Origin of the sequence: Kitasatospora sp. NPDC059973 (assembly GCF_042737525.1) — a bacterium.
Taxonomy (GTDB): Bacteria; Actinomycetota; Actinomycetes; order Streptomycetales; family Streptomycetaceae; genus Kitasatospora.
Map to the genome: position 1 here is coordinate 3,367 of NZ_JBHWUI010000151.1, position 16,264 is coordinate 19,630.

General features: G+C 73.3%; 14 protein-coding genes. 6 read left to right on the forward strand and 8 right to left on the reverse strand.

What is annotated here, in order from left to right:
* Positions 1-157 precede the first annotated feature (157 nt).
* Complete coding sequence (locus ACFWA9_RS30730) at positions 158-901, reverse strand: class I SAM-dependent methyltransferase (RefSeq protein WP_380391338.1); 744 nt, start codon at positions 899-901, stop codon at positions 158-160.
* A 628-nt stretch (positions 902-1,529) separates the two neighbouring features.
* On the opposite strand from ACFWA9_RS30730, the gene ACFWA9_RS30735 reads away from it, so the two are divergent.
* On the forward strand, positions 1,530-2,993 hold the full coding sequence (locus ACFWA9_RS30735; protein ID WP_380391340.1) for an FAD-dependent oxidoreductase: 1,464 nt from the start codon (positions 1,530-1,532) through the stop codon (positions 2,991-2,993).
* Between the two features lie 23 nt (positions 2,994-3,016).
* Positions 3,017-3,913, forward strand: coding sequence for a class I SAM-dependent methyltransferase (locus ACFWA9_RS30740; RefSeq protein ID WP_380391343.1), 897 nt, complete (start codon positions 3,017-3,019; stop codon positions 3,911-3,913).
* Between the two features lie 88 nt (positions 3,914-4,001).
* On the opposite strand, the gene ACFWA9_RS30745 is transcribed toward ACFWA9_RS30740, so the two are convergent.
* Positions 4,002-5,309, reverse strand: a complete 1,308-nt coding sequence (locus ACFWA9_RS30745) for a hypothetical protein (RefSeq protein ID WP_380391346.1) — start codon at positions 5,307-5,309, stop codon at positions 4,002-4,004.
* 403 nt (positions 5,310-5,712) lie between these two features.
* Between ACFWA9_RS30745 and glsA the strand changes: the two genes are divergently transcribed.
* Entirely contained in the window at positions 5,713-7,077 is a 1,365-nt protein-coding gene (gene glsA, locus ACFWA9_RS30750) for a glutaminase A (protein WP_352286547.1), read from the forward strand.
* Positions 7,078-7,197: 120 nt separating this feature from the next.
* On the opposite strand, the gene ACFWA9_RS30755 is transcribed toward glsA, so the two are convergent.
* Positions 7,198-7,872 carry an RDD family protein gene (locus ACFWA9_RS30755; RefSeq protein WP_380391349.1) on the reverse strand — a complete coding sequence of 225 codons (675 nt, stop codon included), beginning with the start codon at positions 7,870-7,872 and terminating at the stop codon, positions 7,198-7,200.
* 203 nt (positions 7,873-8,075) lie between these two features.
* Positions 8,076-9,056 carry an ROK family protein gene (locus ACFWA9_RS30760; RefSeq protein ID WP_380391351.1) on the reverse strand — a complete coding sequence of 327 codons (981 nt, stop codon included), beginning with the start codon at positions 9,054-9,056 and terminating at the stop codon, positions 8,076-8,078.
* 128 nt (positions 9,057-9,184) lie between these two features.
* Here ACFWA9_RS30760 and ACFWA9_RS30765 point away from each other — a divergent pair, with 128 nt between their 5' ends.
* On the forward strand, positions 9,185-9,970 hold the full coding sequence (locus ACFWA9_RS30765) for a DeoR/GlpR family DNA-binding transcription regulator (RefSeq protein WP_352286541.1): 786 nt from the start codon (positions 9,185-9,187) through the stop codon (positions 9,968-9,970).
* Positions 9,971-10,037: 67 nt separating this feature from the next.
* Here the strand turns inward: ACFWA9_RS30765 and nagA are convergent, their stop codons facing one another.
* From nagA to ACFWA9_RS30785, 4 genes are all read right to left on the reverse strand, one after another.
* Complete coding sequence (nagA, locus tag ACFWA9_RS30770; RefSeq protein ID WP_380391354.1) at positions 10,038-11,210, reverse strand: N-acetylglucosamine-6-phosphate deacetylase; 1,173 nt, start codon at positions 11,208-11,210, stop codon at positions 10,038-10,040.
* 349 nt (positions 11,211-11,559) lie between these two features.
* Complete coding sequence (locus tag ACFWA9_RS30775; protein ID WP_359808834.1) at positions 11,560-11,760, reverse strand: hypothetical protein; 201 nt, start codon at positions 11,758-11,760, stop codon at positions 11,560-11,562.
* Entirely contained in the window at positions 11,757-12,173 is a 417-nt protein-coding gene (locus ACFWA9_RS30780; RefSeq protein WP_329485508.1) for a VOC family protein, read from the reverse strand. Before ACFWA9_RS30780 ends, ACFWA9_RS30775 begins: the two co-directional genes overlap by 4 nt.
* A gap of 271 nt (positions 12,174-12,444) precedes the next feature.
* Positions 12,445-13,332: a LysR family transcriptional regulator gene (locus ACFWA9_RS30785; protein ID WP_329485510.1), complete on the reverse strand. Its 888-nt coding sequence runs from the start codon at positions 13,330-13,332 to the stop codon at positions 12,445-12,447.
* A 532-nt stretch (positions 13,333-13,864) separates the two neighbouring features.
* Between ACFWA9_RS30785 and ACFWA9_RS30790 the strand changes: the two genes are divergently transcribed.
* Both ACFWA9_RS30790 and ACFWA9_RS30795 read left to right on the forward strand, forming a co-directional pair.
* Complete coding sequence (locus ACFWA9_RS30790; RefSeq protein WP_380391358.1) at positions 13,865-15,139, forward strand: extracellular solute-binding protein; 1,275 nt, start codon at positions 13,865-13,867, stop codon at positions 15,137-15,139.
* Positions 15,140-15,259: 120 nt separating this feature from the next.
* Positions 15,260-16,198 carry a carbohydrate ABC transporter permease gene (locus ACFWA9_RS30795; protein WP_380391361.1) on the forward strand — a complete coding sequence of 313 codons (939 nt, stop codon included), beginning with the start codon at positions 15,260-15,262 and terminating at the stop codon, positions 16,196-16,198.
* Positions 16,199-16,264 lie beyond the last annotated feature (66 nt).

Genomic DNA, 16,264 nt, shown 5'->3' on the forward strand with positions numbered 1-16,264 from the left:
CATATTCGTCGGCAGCTTCAGTTGTTTATAAGAGACCGGTCCCCCCCCCCCGCTCTGTGGGCCGGAGTGCCGGGGGTCCGGCGCCGAAGCTTCTCCGGCGCCGGACCCGACAGCGACCTCAGGCACGCACCTCAGGCACGCACCTCAGGCACGCACCTCAGGCACGGCAGCGCAGCATCACCAGCGGCGGCTTGGCCAGGAGGTCCGCCCAGAACTCCGCGCCGAACTCGCGGAGGCCGGCTTCGGACACCTGGATCGGCACCCACTCCAGGTCACGGAATCCGGCCGCCCGCAGGCACTCCTCGTAGACCTCGCGACGCGGAACGGTGCTGACGATGCTGATCGGCCGCGGGTCGAGGAGCGCCGTGACCCGCACCCGCGGACCGGTCCCGGCCTCCTCACCGGTCGGCTCGCAGCGGAACCCGTACCGCTCCAGGGACGGACAGTCGAACGCGTAGTCGGGCCGCTGGGCGAACACGAAGAACTCGCCGCCGGGCACCAGGTTCCGGTGGATGTTGCGGCACATCCGCTCCAACTGCCCGACGGACTCGGCGTAGTTGAGACACTGCACGGCCAGCGCGAGGTCGAACCGCCGGTCCAGCGGCGCCAACTCGGCGACGTCGCCGACCTCGTAGCGCACGTCCAGCGGCTCACGCCGTTCCATGTCCCGCGCGGCGGCGATCATCTCGACGGAGATGTCGACGCCGAACACCTCGGAGGCGCCGCGCCGCTTGAACTCCCTGCTGTAGAAGCCGGTGCCGCACGCCAGGTCGAGGACCGACCTGCCCTTCACGTCCCCGACCATGCCGAGGAAGCTCGGCACCTCCCCGTAACGCATCAGCGGCAGGGACTTGAAACCCTCGAACGCCTCGCCGATCCCGTCGTACTGCTGCACGCTCACGTGCCGCCCCCTTCTGTCCTTCGCCCGTGCTTCGTCCGGCACGCGGCCACTCCGGCTCGCCGGACGCGGCGGGTGGAGGCCCGCCGGGGCCGTGGCGACGAGTCTCCTCCGCGCGGTGCGACGGCCGTACTGGCGGATGACACAAAGAAGTCGGCCGGGTCGCGGCCGGCGCCGGTGAGGGAGGTGGCGCCGAGCACGGGCACGGTGTCGGGGAACAGCGCGGTGGCGTCGGCCGCGCGGCGTTCGTATCCTCGTCGGCTGGGAGCAGCCGGCGACCCACTCTGGCGAGCCGGTCGGGCGGCGAGGGGCCGGCCGAGGCGACCGGGGTTCCGCCCGGCCCGCATGGATTCACCCAACTCCTCCGCGGCACAGTCTCCTTCACCCGGCGGACGCGGGCACCTCCGGAGACCGAGGACCGGATCCTCAGGCAGGACGACGCGGGACGGCTCTCCGACCCCCGCCGCCCCGCCCGGACGGACCCCCGGCGGCCGCGGTACGACCGACGGAGTGCGACGGGGCACGCTGGGGGCGCGTGGAAGCAGTGGGCGGGCGGCGCTCTGGTCAGCCGTCCCGACGCGCCTGCACCCTGGTGCGGGAGACGGGCACCGGGCCGTCGGAGGAGGGGTCCATGGGAACGCGGGCGCACGAGTCGGACCGCCGCTGGGAGAGGGCCGTGGTCATCGGCGGCGGGTACGCCGGTCTCGTCACGGCGCGGGTGCTGACCGACTGCTTCCGCGAGGTCGTCCTCCTGGAGCGGGACGAGGTGGACGAGCACACCGGCGTCCACCCGCACGCCCCGCAGGGCCACCACGCGCACGCCATGCTGGCCAGGGGCGCGGAGGTGCTGGAGACGCTCTTCCCGGGCCTGCGCGAGGAACTGCGCGAACTCGGCGCCCCGGTCTACGACTACGGGGAGCGGATGAGCTTCCTGCAGCCGGCCGGCTTCGCCCCGCGGCACCCGACGGGCGTGCTGATCCAGTCGTTCACCCGGGACGAGCTGGAACGCCGGCTGCGGCGCCGGGTGCTGGCCCTGCCCGGTGTGAGGCTGCTGGCCCCGGCACGCTGCGAGGGCCTGCTCGCGGAGCGTCCCGGGGCCGTGACCGGGGTGGTGTACCGGGTGGCCGGCGCCGAGGAGCCGGCCACCCTGGCGGCGGACCTGGTGGTCGACGCCTCGGGGCGCGCCGGCGGGCTGGACGGCCGGCTCGACTCCCTGGGCGTGCGGGTGCCCGCGCCGCGGGTGGTGAAGGCGAAGATCACCTACACCTCGATGGTCTTCGCCCGGCCGGAGCGGGACCGCCCGGACTTCGACGCCGCCTACCAGATGACCTTCGCGCCGGGCATCCCGCGCGGCGGCGTCATCCTGGCCGTCGAGCGGAACCGCTGGACGTGCTCGCTGTTCGGCTTCGACGACCAGGTGCCGCCGACCGACGACCAGGGGTACCTCGACTTCGCCCGGAGCCTGGCGAACCCCCTGCTGGCCGAGCTGATCGAGCGCCGCACCCGTCCGGAGCCGACCCGCCGGTACGTCAATCCCAACAACCAGTGGAGCCAGTACCACCGGGTCAGGGACTGGCCCGAGCGCCTGCTCGCCGTCGGCGACTCGGTCTGCGTGTTCAACCCGGTGTACGGGCAGGGGCTCACCGTGGCGGCGCTGGAGGCCCGGCTCCTGCAGCGGATGCTGGCCGCCCGCCGGGCCGGGGGCGAGGGACTGGACGGACTGGGCCGCCGGTTCCAGCGCCGGCTGGCCCGCGTGCTGCTGGTGCCCTGGACGCTGTCGAGCAACTCGGACCTGATGTGGAACCCGGACGAGCGGCCGCTGCCGGCCCGGGTGGCCCACTGGTACAACTCCCAGGTCTTCACGGTGTCGGTGCACGACCCGGAGGTGTGGTCCCGGTTCGTCCGGGTCGCCAACATGGTCGCGCCGCCCACCCTGCTCTTCCAGCCCTCCGTCCTGCGGAAGGTCGTCGGCGCGGCGCTGCGTCGCCGCCGTGCCGCGCCGCCGGCCCGCACCACGCCGACGCCCCGCACCGCCGGCCACCCGGTGCCCGGGCCGGCGACGGAAGCGCCGTCCTCGACCACGCCCTCGCGGTAGGGCTTCACCCCAGGGAGGGACGCATGACCGAGACCACGGATCGGAACAGCGGCGTGGAAGGGGGCGTCGGGGTCACCGCGCTGCTGGTCGCCGCCGCGCGGGCGATCGAGACCCACCGCCGGGACAGCCTGGCCCAGGACGCCTTCGCGGAGCACTTCGTGCGCGCCGCCCCGGCCTCCGCGGGCTGGCCGGTCCGGGGGCGGGAGGCCCCGGGCGGGGACGCGAACCCGCTCTGGGGGCGGTTCGCCCGCTACTTCGGTCTGCGAACGAGGGTCCTCGACGACTTCCTGCTGCGCTCGGTCCGCGCCGACGCCCGCCAAGTGGTACTGCTCGGAGCCGGGTTGGACGCACGGGCGTTCCGGCTGGACTGGCCGCCCGGCTGCGTGGTCTTCGAGATCGACCGGCCCGGGGTGCTGGCGTTCAAGCACCGGGTCCTCGACGGGCTGTCCGCCGTCCCGAGGGCGGCGCGCGTCCCCGTCCCGGCCGATCTGCGCGCCGACTGGGTCGGGGCGCTGACCGGCGCGGGCTTCGACCCGGCCGCCCCGAGCGTCTGGCTGGCCGAGGGGCTGCTGTTCTACCTGCCCAGCGCCGTCGAGTCGCACCTCGTCGGCGCGGTGGACCGGTTGAGCACCGGCGGCAGCGCCCTGGCGTACGAGGCCAAGCTCGAACCGGACCTGCTGCGGTACCGCGACAGCCCGCTCTACACCGCGACGAGGGAGCAGATCGGGATCGACCTGCTCACCCTGTTCAACCTCGAACCCCGGCCCGACTCGGCGGGCGCCCTGGCGGATCGGGGCTGGACCACCTCCGTCAGCACCCCCTTCGAGTTCACCCACCGGCACGGCCGCGGCCCGCTGCCCGAGCAGAACGACGCGCTGGCGGGCAACCGCTGGGTGTTCGCGCACAAGCCCCGGCGCTGACCTGCCCACCGGGCCGGGCCTCCGGGCCGGTGCTCGGACCGGAGCACCGGGCCGGAGCACCGCGCCCGGGCCCCGGCCCGACGGCGGGTCACGCGCCCGGGCCCGGGCTCGGCTCCCGCTCCTCGTCGACCGGCGCGAGCGGCCGGAGCCGGCGCAGCGCCGCGGCGACCGTACCGCCGGGCGTGACGTCGACGGTCTCGACCCACACCGCGGTGTCCGCCGGGAGGACGGCTCCGGTGGCGGCCACCCGCTCGCGCACCCGTGCGCAGAAGGCGTCCGGATCGCCGTCCGCGGCGGCGTACTCGCGCGACAGTCCGGCCGTGGAGCAGCCCGCCGTCGCGGGGGCCGGCAGGATGTCCGCACCGTTGGAGCAGCGGAGCGTGACCACGGGCGAGGGGCGGTAGGCGTCCGCGAACATGGGCAGGTTCGAGAAGGGGTAGACCCGGTCGTCCAGGGCGAACGAGAGCACCGCGCACACCGCGAACGCCACCGGGCCCGTCCAGTCCGGGGTGAGGCCCGGCCCCGCACCGGCCGGCAGCGGCAGGGCGACCAGCCCCGCCAGCATGGCGTTCTCCCGGAAGTCGACCGCGAGCAGCCACCGCGAGCCCAGGTGGAAGAGCACCAGGCCCAGACCGATCGCCGCGCGCGGCCAGAACCCGGCGAGCATCAGCGGGGTGCCGGCCTCCAGCAGCAGCGTCGCCCACAGGAGCGGCACGCCCGCGCCCGGCCGGCGGACCAGGAGGCGGACCGGGCCGGCGTCCCGGACGCGCTCGCCGTCCCCGGTCCGGAACCGGTCGAACAGGGTGAGGTAGAAGGGGAAGAGCCGGCGGTCCGGCCAGCGCAGCCCGCGCTTGCGCACCTTGGAGACGGCCGAGACGAAGTAGTGGGCCGCCACCGCCCCCCACAGCCCTCCGGCCATCGACGCGGTCACCCGGTGCGGGTCGGCGCCGGGAGCGGCGGCGAGCCCGGCACCCGCCATGGCGAGCAGCGCCATCCCGGTCAGGTGGAGGTGGTGGTGCACCTTGAAGTGGCGGGTGCCGTCGTCGTCCTCGGTGACGTACCCGGCGAACTCCTGCGACAGGTGGACGGTGGTGACCGGCACGAAGACCGCGGCCATGGCCGCCGTCGCCGCCACCGGGAGGAGACCGGCCGTGAACGCGCACCCGGCGAGCACCAGCACGGCGGCGAGGACGGTCCGGACCGCGGGCCCGACGAGGCGGTCGCCCACCCGCGCGCCGAGCGTGCCCGGCCGCCAGGTCGCACCGACTCCCAGCCCGCGCAGCGGCTCCTGGGCGGCCGACAGGACGACGACGGTGAGCAGGGCCCGGAAGAGCACGTCCTGCCACGGGCCCGGGGCACCCTCGGGCAGGGGCCAGGAGACAGCTGCGGACCACACTCGGCACTCCCCGGGGTGGGTGACCACTCGTCCGTCCAGGATCGGGCCTGCCGGGGGGATCCGGACAGCCTTCCGCGAGATGTCCCGAATAGAGGGCTCATCACACCAAGGCCGGTCAGCGTCCGTTCCCGGCACCCGCTGAACGGCTGCCGCGCCCGAGCGGGCCCCGTGCACCGGGCGCGCCGGGCACCGGCGCCCCCCGGGTCGGCGGGGCGGCGGGTCGGCGGGGCGGCGACCGCCGCCGGTGCGTCGCGGGCGGGTGCGGGCCGCGCCCCTGGCATGCTGCTGAGCGCGGCTTCGGCCGGCCCCATCCGGCCGGTGGGCCTCCCGGTGGGCAGCGGCAGCAGGCGCCCTGGGGCCCGGGAGCCCGGAACGGCGGAACGGGAACGGAAGGGGTGCGCGCATGGACCCGGTGACGAAGGCGCTCAACGAACTGCACCGGCGGATCAGCGGGTTGACGGACGGCGAAGTCGCCTCCTACATCCCGAAGCTCGCCCAGGCCGACCCCGACGACTTCGGGATCGCCCTCACCAGCATGGGCGGCCGCCGCTACCAGGCGGGCAAGGCCGACACCGAGTTCACCATCCAGTCGGTCTCCAAGCCCTTCGTCTACGCACTGGCCCTCACCGACCTCGGGCCCGACGAGATGCTCCGACGGGTCGGCGCCGAGCCCAGCGGCGAGGCCTTCAACGCCATCAGCCTGGAGCCGGTCACCGGGCGCCCGGCCAACCCGATGGTCAACGCCGGCGCGATCGCCACCACCGCCCTGGTCGCGGCGGCCGACCCCGAGGCGCGGTCCGCCCGGATCCTGGACTGCCTGTCCGCGTTCGCCGGCCGCCGACTGGGCTACGACGAGGAGGTGTACGCCTCCGAGGCCGCCAGCGGCGACCGCAACCGCGCGCTGGCCTACCTGATGCGCTCGGCCGGCTCGTTGACCGACGACCCGTACGCCGTGACGGCCACCTACTTCCGCCAGTGCTCCGTCCTGGTCACCGCGGCCGACCTCGCGGTGATGGCCGCGACCCTGGCCAACGGCGGCCGCAACCCGGTCACCGGCGAGCGGGTCGTGGAGCGGAGCGTGGCGGTGCGGACCCTGGCGGTCATGGCCACCTGCGGGATGTACGACGGCGCCGGGGAGTGGCTGCTGAACGTCGGGCTGCCGGCCAAGAGCGGGGTCGCCGGCGGGCTGATCGCGGCCAGCCCGGGCCGGTTCGGGGTCGCGGTCTACAGCCCGCCGCTGGACCGGGAGGGCAACTCCGTGCGGGGCGTGGCCGCGCTCACCGCGATGTCCGAGCGGCTCACCCTCCACCTCATGCACGCACCGGTGCACCTGACGGCCACCGTCACCGACACCGGGCACGGCGCGCGCTCCTCCCGCACCCGCAGCCCGGAGCAGACCGCGCTGCTCAACCGCAGCCGGCAGCGCATCATCGCCGTCGGCGCCCAGGGCGAGCTGGAGTTCACCGAGACCGAGCAGCTGCTGGGCGCCGTCGAGGGGGCCGTCCCCGCGACACCCGGCTGGCTGGTGCTAGACCTGATGGCCGTCACCGGCATCCGCCCCGGCTCCGCCGCGATGCTCGCCGCCGGTCTGGCGGACATCGCTCAGCGGGGCCACCGGATCGTCGTCGCCGCCCAGGAGCCGTTCCTGGCCGCGGCCGACGGGCACCCCGACTGGCAGGCCTTCACCAGCCGCGACGACGCGGTGGCCTGGTGCGAGGACCGGCTCCTGGCCGGCGAAGCGCCCCTCGCCCCGTCCGCCCCGAGCTGACCTCGTCGGGGCGTGCTGCCGGGCTGCCCGGTGCGACCAGAACGCACGGAGCCCGGTCGCCGCCGACTGCGATCGGGGCGACCGGGCTCCATCAGGCCCGCCGGGCGGACCGGCCCGCGGTCAGGACTCCTTGACCACCACGGTCTTGGCCGCTTTGTCGTGGAAGCACTGCTGGAGCGGCTTGTCCCAGAGCAGCGACAACACGTTCACCAGCGAGAACACCGAGCCGACGCAGTAGACCGCCTGGGGCAGGCCGTAGACCGCGCTGCGGGTCCACAGCTCGTTGTCGCTCGGGCGGCCGCCGTGCGTCGCCGAGACCACCCGCAGCTTCATCGCCTTCTTGCCGACGGTCTGCTGGCCCTGGCTGAGCATCATCGCCGCCTCGTAGGCGAAGACGATCAGCGCGCCGATGACGGCGGCCAGGATCGAACCCGCCACGGTCGTGAAGGCCAGCTGGATCACGATCAACGGGATCAGCAGCACGCCCAGGTCGATCAGACGGGCCAGGAAGCGGTCGGCCGGGGTGGCCAGGGTCCGGCTGCCGGGCGGCGGCGGTCCGTACGGACCTGCCGGGCCGACCCACGGCGGGAGCTGGCCGCCGCCCTGCGGGTAGCCCTGCGCGGGCGGCGGGTAGCCAGGAGCGCCCTGGGTGTAGCCGGGCGGCGGGTAGGCGGCGCCGGGCTGCGGGTCGTAGGGGCCCTGCGGGGCCCCGTAGCCCGGCTGCGCCGGCGGCGGCTGCTTGCCGTACGGGTTCTCGTCCGACGGGTAGCCGTAGCCGGGGGGTGGGTTCGTCATCGTCCTGCTCGTTTCGTCGCGGCTTGTCCCTCGGGTCTAGTGGCTCCGACGATCGTTTAGGAAGACCCTGGGGCCAACCGTTACGTGAATACCCCGGACCTGCCCCCTCGTCACCCGCCCCCGGCACCCTCGTTCGCGGCCGGACACGTCCACCGGTACCGGACTCCGGGCGATGGGGAGTTCGGCGTCTCGCCACCCCCCGGCTACGCGGAGTGGTGCCCGGCGGCCTCCGCGCCGGCCGGGTGACGGGGTGGGCGCAGGTCCTGGGCGAGCAGGGCCGCGCCCAGTGCCGCGGCCCGGCGGCCGAGGGCGGAGGCGACGATGCGGGGTGGGTCCGGGGAGGTCAGGCGCTCGGACAGGGCTTTCCGGAGCGGGTCGAGGTAGGTCCGCCCGGCGAGGGACAGGGGGCCGCCGATGACGATCCGTTCGGGGGCGGTGTCGCCGACCGCGGCGGCCAGGACCTCGGCGAGGCCTTCGACGGCCTCCTGCCAGATGGCGGCGGCCGTCCCGTCGCCCGCCGCGGCCCGGACCTGGACGTCTCTGGCGGTCACGCGCGACTCGCCGGTGGCGAGGCGGTAGCGGCGGGCGATCGCGGCGGCCGAGGCGATCGTCTCCAGGCAGCCGTTGCCGCCGCAGGGGCAGGGTTCGCCGCCCGGGCGGACCACGACGTGGCCGAGTTCACCGTCGCCGCCCGGCGCGTGCCCGTCGAGCACCATCGAGGCGGCGATGCCGGTACCGACCGGGACGTAGAGGAAGGAGCGGCACGAGCGGCCGGCGCCGAGCCGGGCCTCGGCCAGGCCACCGGCGCGGACGTCGTGGCCGAAGGCCACCGGGACGTCGAGTTCCTCGGCCAGCCAGCGCCGGACGGGAATCTCGCGCCAGCCCAGGTGGGCGGCGAAGACGGCGGTGCCGGTCGCCTCACCGACCAGGCCGGGCACCGCGATGCCGGCCGCCGACGGCGCGTGGTGCCGGGCGAGGTCGGTGGCGTACTCCAGGACGGTCTCCAGGACGGCGTCCGGTCCGCGGTCGGCGCGGGTCGGCCGCCGGCCGCTGTGCACGAGCGAGCCGTCCGGCGCCATCGCGACGGCCCGGATCTGTGCGACGCCGACCTCCAGCCCGATCACCACGGCGCTCGGGACCTCGGTGTGGGGGGCGACGGGGTTCTCCGCAGCCGTGATCTCCACCTGCTCCCCGTGATCGAATATGATAACTGTCTAGCTAATCCAATCACAGAGATGCACGATCTCTGGCGGTTCGGTCACTGCGCCCGCGATAGGCTTCACCTGCCGACACGACATGTAAGGGAGAGACCATGGGGACGCACGAGAGGTGGACGCGTCTGCTGGAGATCCTGGGCGACCGGGGTCGGCTGGAGGTCGGCGAGGCCGTCGAGCTGCTGAGCGTCTCCGCGGCGACCGTGCGTCGTGACATGGACGAGCTCGCGAACCAGCAGCTGCTGGTGCGCACCCGCGGCGGCGCGGTGCTGAGCGGTGTCGCGTACGACCTGCCACTGCGGTACAAGACCGCCCGGCAGGCGAACGAGAAGCTCAGGATCGCCAAGGCCGCGGCCGCGCTCATCCCGCCGGGGGCGGTGGTCGGCCTCAACGGCGGCACCACCACGTCGGAGGTCGCCCGGGAGCTCGCGACCCGGCCCGACTTCGCCGAACACAGCAACGGAACCGCGCTGACCGTCGTCACCAACGCGATCAACATCGCCAACGAGCTGGCCGTGCGCCCGTACGTGAAGACGGTGGTCACCGGCGGAGTGGCCCGCCCGAACTCCTACGAGCTGACCGGGCCGCTGGCCACCATGGTGCTCCAGGGCCTCGCCCTCGACTACGCCATCCTCGGCGTCAACGCCGTGGACGCCAAGAACGGCGCCGCCACCCACGACGAGGGCGAGGCCAGCGCCAACCGCGCCATGGCCGAGCGGGCGGACAAGGTGATCATCGTCGCGGACGCCACCAAGATCGGCCGCCGCGCCTTCGCGCAGGTCTGCGCGGTCAACGAGTTCACGGTGCTGATCACCGACAAGGACGCCCCGGAGGAGATCGTCGAGCAGCTGATCGCCCAGGGCGTGGACGTGCACTCGGTCTGACCGCCCCCGGCACGCGCGACGTTCGAAGGGGCCCGGCAGCTGCCGGGCCCCTTCGCGCGCGACCGCCTCAGGACGTCGCGCGGAGCGTCGGCAGATGGCCCGCCCCGGCGACCCAGACGCCCTTCTGCATCACGGCGACGACGTCGTGGGCGGCATCCAGCACCACCAGGTCGGCCTGCTTGCCGGTCTCCAGCGAGCCGACGGAGTCGCCCAGCCCCAGCAGTCGGGCGGGCACCGCGGAGAGCGACCGCGAGGCCTGCTCGGGAGTGAACCCGTCGACCGTCACCGCCCGCTTGAACGCCCGGTCGAGGGTCAGCGTGGAGCCGGCGATGGAACTGCCGTCGGCGAGTTCCGCGACGCCGGCGCGGACCCGGATGTCCAGCGGACCCAGCCGGTAGGCGCCGTCGCCCATGCCCGCGGCGCTCATCGCGTCGGTGACCAGCGCGATCCGCCCGGCACCGACCGCGCGGTGGACGAGGCCGACCACCGCGGGGTGCACGTGCACGCCGTCGTTGATGAGCTCGACGGTGACCCGGTCGTCCTCCAGCAGCGCGCCGACCGGCCCGGGGTCCCGGTGGCCGAGGGCGGGCATGCCGTTGAAGAGGTGGGTGGCCACGGTGGCCCCGGCGTCGATGGCGGCGCGGACCGTGCGGTAGTCCGCGGCCGAGTGGCCGACCGCCGCGACGACCCCCGCGTCCACCAGGGTCCGGACGGCGTCGAGCCCCCCGGGCAGCTCCGGCGCGAGGGTGACCATGCGGGCGTGGCCCTTGGCGGCGTCCAGCAGCCGGCGCAGCGGTTCGGGGGCGGGGTCGCGCAGCAGGGCGGGCGCGTGGGCGCCGCACCGGCCGCGGGCGATGAACGGACCCTCGAAGTGGACCCCGGCCAGTACGCCGTCCTGGGCGAGTTCGGCGAGTACGGCGGCCTGGCGGCAGAGCTCGTCCAGCTCGGCGGTGACGGTGCTGGCGACGGTGGTGGTGGTCCCGTGCAGGCGGTGGAACCGCGCGGCGGCCATCACCTCCCCGCCGTCGGCGGAGGTGTACGAGGCGCCGCCGCCGCCGTGGACGTGCAGGTCGACGAAGCCGGGCACGACCAGGTGGCCGGTCAGATCCACGTCTCCGGGCTCGGGAGTGCCCCCGAACCCGGTGATCAGGGCTCCTTCGACCGTGAGGCGTCCGCCGTCGACGGTGCCGGTGGCGGTCACCAGGCGAGCCCCGGACAGGGAGGTGCGGGTGGCGGTCATGCGGCGCCCGCCGGGCCGTGGGCAGCGTTCGCGTGGTCCATGGAGCCTCTCTTGCGGCGATCGTGCGGCGAGGAGCAGGGCGGCCCCGGGAGGGCGCTGGACGCGGCAGATCTGCACTCTTGTGCAGCACTCTCGGGCTCTGCGATCAGATCACATCATTGTGGATGAGCCGAAAGTTGCACGCAAGGGCTCCCGGGGGCCGGGACGGGCGGACCGCCGACGGGCAGCGCAGTCGTCGGCGGTCCGCCCGGAGGCGTCACGGGTGTTCCTGACCGGGATCGTGAGCGTGCTGCTGCTGGTCGCCGCCGCGGCGACGGCGAGGGCGCTGCGGGCGCGCAGCGTCCGGCGGTCAGGGCCGGCAGGATCCGCACCGGGGCGGCTCCGTCCGCGGCGCGGGGACGAACAGGCCGAACACCGTGTCGGCGACCACCCCGAAGTCGCCTCCCCCCAGGGCCTTCCGGTCGCCGCCGGGCGCCCGCGGACCGACGGCGGGGTCCAGCAGGGCGGGGGCGGGCCCTTCGACGACCGGCGACGGATGGACGTCGGTCACGGCCGGCCGCCCTCGCCCGTGCGGACGCCGGAGGACCGGGCCGCTCCCCCGGGCTCGCTCCACTCCGCGAGCTGGACGTCGATGCCGTTGGGGTCGAGCACCCCGAACGTCCACGCGCCCCACGGCTGCAGGGTCAGCGGCGCGGTCACCTTCACCCCTGCCGCGACCAGGCGGGCCGCCTCCTCCGCGATGCCGGTGACGGTGAACGACACGTAGCCGTCGAGCGGGGGGTTCGGTGCCACCGCGAAGTCCGACAGGACCAGGGTGATGTCGGTGGCGGCGTCGTCCCGTTCGAGCTGGACGAAGCCGTCCGTGCGCAGGACTTCACGGAATCCGAGGTGCTCGGTGAAGAAACGGCTGGAGGCGGCCGGGTCACCGACCACCAGCGCCACGGTGGTGGACGTGATGTTCATGCCGTCCAGCCTGATCGCCGTGCCGGGAGCGAACAACGGCGATTCTCGCAACGATCGTTAACCCCCGGCTTCACGATCCGGTCGGGCCGAGCGGCCCCGCCGCGAAAGGCGTGAGGCGGACGGCGCGAGGCGGACGGCGTGACGCGGACGGCGTGAGGCGGACCCCAGAAAGCGTCCCGCCGTTCGCCGGGTACGTCGCCCGGTTCCCGGCGCCCCGAGGCGCTCCGGGCGTCCGGCGGACCACCCGCCCGACCGGTCCGCCGGGCGGACCCTAGAAGGCGAACACGCCGAGGTCGCGGACGGTGGCGGCGAGAGCGCGGATGGCGTCGTCCTCCGCCTCCGTGCGCCACACGAGGGCGAAGGAGAGCGGGGCGAGGTCGGTGATCGGCAACCAGCGGACGTCGGGCATGCCCCAGTACCGGGTGACGTGGCTCGGGAAGGGCTGGACGATGTCGCCCATGGCGACCAGGTCGATCAGTTCGGAGGAGTGCGTCACCTGGTACGCGCGCTCGATCGGGCGGCCCTTGGGGGTGGTGAAGGGCAGGTACCCCTCCTCCCAGTAGTCCAGTCCGATCCGGCCGCTGCCCTGCGGGAAGTCGGCGAGGTTTTCGAGCCGGACCGACGACCGGCCGCCGAGCGGGTGGTCCGCCGCCACGGCGAGGATGCGCGGGTCGGTGAACAGGGTGGGGCCGACGGTCAGATCGGGCTCCTCGACAGGGAGCCAGGCGACGAAGACGTCGCATTCGCCGTCGCGCAGCTTGCCGAACGGGTCGTCCAGGACCGACAGCCGGACCTGCAGTTCCCACTGGGGGTGGCGCTTGCGGAACGTCTTCCAGTAGACGTGCAGGTCGCCGACGTTGAACGGCATCATCAGGACCCGCAGCCGCCCGCTCACCCCCTGGGCGGCCATCCGCGCGCGCTCCAGCGAGTCCTGGAGGCCCTGGTAGCACGGCCGCAGGTCGTCCCGCAGCTGCCGGCCGACCTCGGTCAGCCGTACCGTCCGGCTGGTGCGCTCGAACAGCATCGCCCCGACGCTGCGCTCCTGCTTCCTGATCGCCTGGCTGACCCGGGCCGGGGAGATGTGCAGCCGCTCGGCGGTCCGGCCGAAGTGCAGTTCCTCGGCCAGCGCCAGAAAGATCTCGATGTCCCGCAGCTCCACCAGCGTCCCCCGATGTTCCCCGTGCCGATCTTCCGATCGCCGCGAAGTCTACGGCGCCCGCCCCCTGGCCGGTATGACGGGCGGCCGCCGCGGAGGGGCCTCGGACCGATGGTTCCGGGACCGGGCGGACGCGCCGTCGAGGCCCCTCCCGGCGACGACGACGCGGGGCCGCTTGGCGTGATTGATTGTGATTCGTCAGGCCAATTTTCGAGCATGGGCGCGCAGTGCAGCTGACTCGTCACGGGGTGTATCGCGATGACACGTCAAGGGTCGATAGTGGGTGTCGCATTGACAACGGTCTGGCAACGGGGCTGGACCGGCTCGAACGGCTGATGAACACTGAGCCATCAGAAGACGCCACAAGATGATTCATTGCTGCTAGATTTGCGCATATTCGCGCAGCAAGTCGCAGTCTCTCCGTCGGTCGAGCAGGTCTGACGACGGTCCTCCCAGCAGCCCGGATGCGACGTTCCGTGGCTCGAAGAACACGTCCGGCACCCGGCATCGCCCCCGGGGCCAGAGGAGGTCTCCCATGAAGAACCGCGCGCTCACGCTCCTGTCCGCCTGTACGGTCGGCGCGCTCGCCCTCACCGCCTGCGGCAGCAGCGGCGGCGACAGCGCGTCAGCGGACGGCACGGTCACCCTCAAGCTGGTGGCGGCCGACTACGGGGACAAGGCGAGCAACAGCTCCAAGGCCTACTGGGACGACGTCGCCCAGCGCTTCCAGGCCGCCAACCCCAAGATCAAGGTCGATGTCCAGGTCGTGAACTGGAACGACATCGACAAGCAGGTCAAGACGATGATCCAGAGCGGCAACGAGCCCGACATCCTGCAGACCGGCGGGTACGCCGACAAGGTCACGGACGACCTGCTCTACAAGGCCGACGACGTCATCTCGATGGCCACCAAGGCCAACCTCATCTCCACCTTCGCCTCGGCCGGCGAGGTCAACGGCGTCCAGTACGGCATACCGTTCGTCTCCTCGGCCCGCGCGTTCTTCTACAACAAGGCCCTGTTCACCCAGGCCGGCATCACCGAGGCCCCCAAGAGCTGGGACGACGTCAAGAAGGACGCCGAGCTGATCAAGGCCAAGGTCCCCGGCGTCACCCCGTACGCGCTCCCCCTCGGCCCGGAGGAGGCCCAGGGCGAGAGCGCGATGTGGGAGTTCGGCAACGGCGGTGCCATCACCGATGATTCGGGCAACTACACGCTCAACAGCGCGGCCAACGTCGACACCTTCAAGTGGCTGAAGACCAACCTGGTCGACCCCGGCCTGACCTACGCCAACCCGGCCACCACCGACCGCAAGACCGCCTTCGCGGACTTCGCCGCGGGCAAGGCCGCCATGCTCAACGGCCACCCGTCCCTGATCCAGATGGCCGCCGACGGCAAGGTCGACTACGGCGTCGCGCCGATCCCCGGCAAGGACGGCGCGCTCAAGTCCACCCTCGGCGTGGCCGACTGGACGATGGCCTTCAAGAAGAACGGCCACAAGGAGCAGATCAAGCAGTTCCTGGACTTCGCGTACTCCAAGGAGAACACGCTGAAGTTCGACGAGCTCTACAACCTCATGCCCGTCACCCAGGACACCCTGACCGAGATGACGGCCAGCGGCAGGCACAAGGACCTGGAGCCGTTCTTCGCGCTGCTCCCGCAGGCCAAGTTCTACCCGCTCGGCAAGACCAGCTGGGACACCGTCTCCGCCGAGATGAAGAAGACCATCGGCACCGCCGTCAAGGAGGACCCGGCCAAGGTGCTGGGCGACCTGCAGAAGAAGGCCGAAGCCGCGGCCGCCGACACCAAGTAGGCGCCCCGGCCCCCGACCGCGGGGGCGGCGGACCGCCCTGACTCAGCGCCGCCGCCCCCGCACCACCACCGTCCCGCTCCGTGCGGCACCCAGGCCGCACGCGCACGGAAGGCGCCTCCGGTGTCCCTCAACCCCTCCCGCACCAAGGCGGCCGGGCCGGCCCCCGGCCCGAAGGCCTCCCGCCGACGCGGCCTCGACCGCCTCGGCCCGCTCCCCTGGATCGGCCCCGCCGTCCTGCTGATCATCGCCGTCGTCCTGTGGCCCGTCTACGAGATGGTCCACACCTCGTTCCAGCGGATCAGCACCAGCGGCTTCGTCCGCGGCTCGGCCGGCTTCGACAAGTACCGCAAGCTCTTCGACGAGACCGACCTCGGACACGTCCTGACCGCCACCGTCGTCTGGACCGTGGTCGTCGTCAGCATCACCATGGTCGCCTCACTGGCCCTCGCCCAGTTGTTCAACCAGCAGTTCCCCGGCCGCCGCCTCACCCGCTGGGCGCTGATCGCGCCCTGGGCGGCGTCCGTCCTGATGACCGCCATCGGCTTCAAGTGGATGCTCAACCAGACCGCCGGCGTCCTCAACACCGCGATGGTCGACCTCGGGATCATCGACGGCCCCAAGGACTGGCTCGGCGACCCGTCCACCGCCTGGCCGTGGATGATGTTCGTGGCGGTCTTCGTCTCGCTCCCCTTCACCACCTACACCCTGCTCGCCGGTCTGCAGACCGTGCCCGCGGAGCTCTACGAGGCGGCGGAGGTCGACGGCGCCGGCACCTGGCGCACCTACCGCCTGATCACCCTGCCGCTGCTGCGCCCGGCCTTCCTCGTCGGTGTCGTCATCAACCTGATCAACGTCTTCAACTCCTTCCCCATCATCTGGGGCATGACGCAGGGCGGGCCGAGCAGCGACACCGCCACCACCACCGTCTTCATGTACCAGCTGAAGAACACCGACATCGGCGAGAGCGCGGCCATGTCCGTCGTCAACTTCGCCCTGGTCGTCGTCATGGTGCTGCTCTTCCTCAAGGTCAGCCGCTGGAACGAGGAGGAGAACCGATGACCCAGCAGACCCTCACCGAGCCCCGTACCGCGCGGCGCCGGCGCCGGCCCGCCGCCCCGGCCGCGC

Coding starts and splice junctions, on each gene's coding strand:
- glsA (WP_352286547.1), top strand. CDS start 5,713: ATGGACCCGGTGACGAAGGCGCTCAACGAACTGCACCGGCGGATCAGC.
- nagA (WP_380391354.1), bottom strand. CDS start 11,210: ATGACCGCCACCCGCACCTCCCTGTCCGGGGCTCGCCTGGTGACCGCC.
- ACFWA9_RS30735 (WP_380391340.1), top strand. CDS start 1,530: ATGGGAACGCGGGCGCACGAGTCGGACCGCCGCTGGGAGAGGGCCGTG.
- ACFWA9_RS30780 (WP_329485508.1), bottom strand. CDS start 12,173: ATGAACATCACGTCCACCACCGTGGCGCTGGTGGTCGGTGACCCGGCC.
- ACFWA9_RS30765 (WP_352286541.1), top strand. CDS start 9,185: ATGGGGACGCACGAGAGGTGGACGCGTCTGCTGGAGATCCTGGGCGAC.
- ACFWA9_RS30755 (WP_380391349.1), bottom strand. CDS start 7,872: ATGACGAACCCACCCCCCGGCTACGGCTACCCGTCGGACGAGAACCCG.
- ACFWA9_RS30790 (WP_380391358.1), top strand. CDS start 13,865: ATGAAGAACCGCGCGCTCACGCTCCTGTCCGCCTGTACGGTCGGCGCG.
- ACFWA9_RS30740 (WP_380391343.1), top strand. CDS start 3,017: ATGACCGAGACCACGGATCGGAACAGCGGCGTGGAAGGGGGCGTCGGG.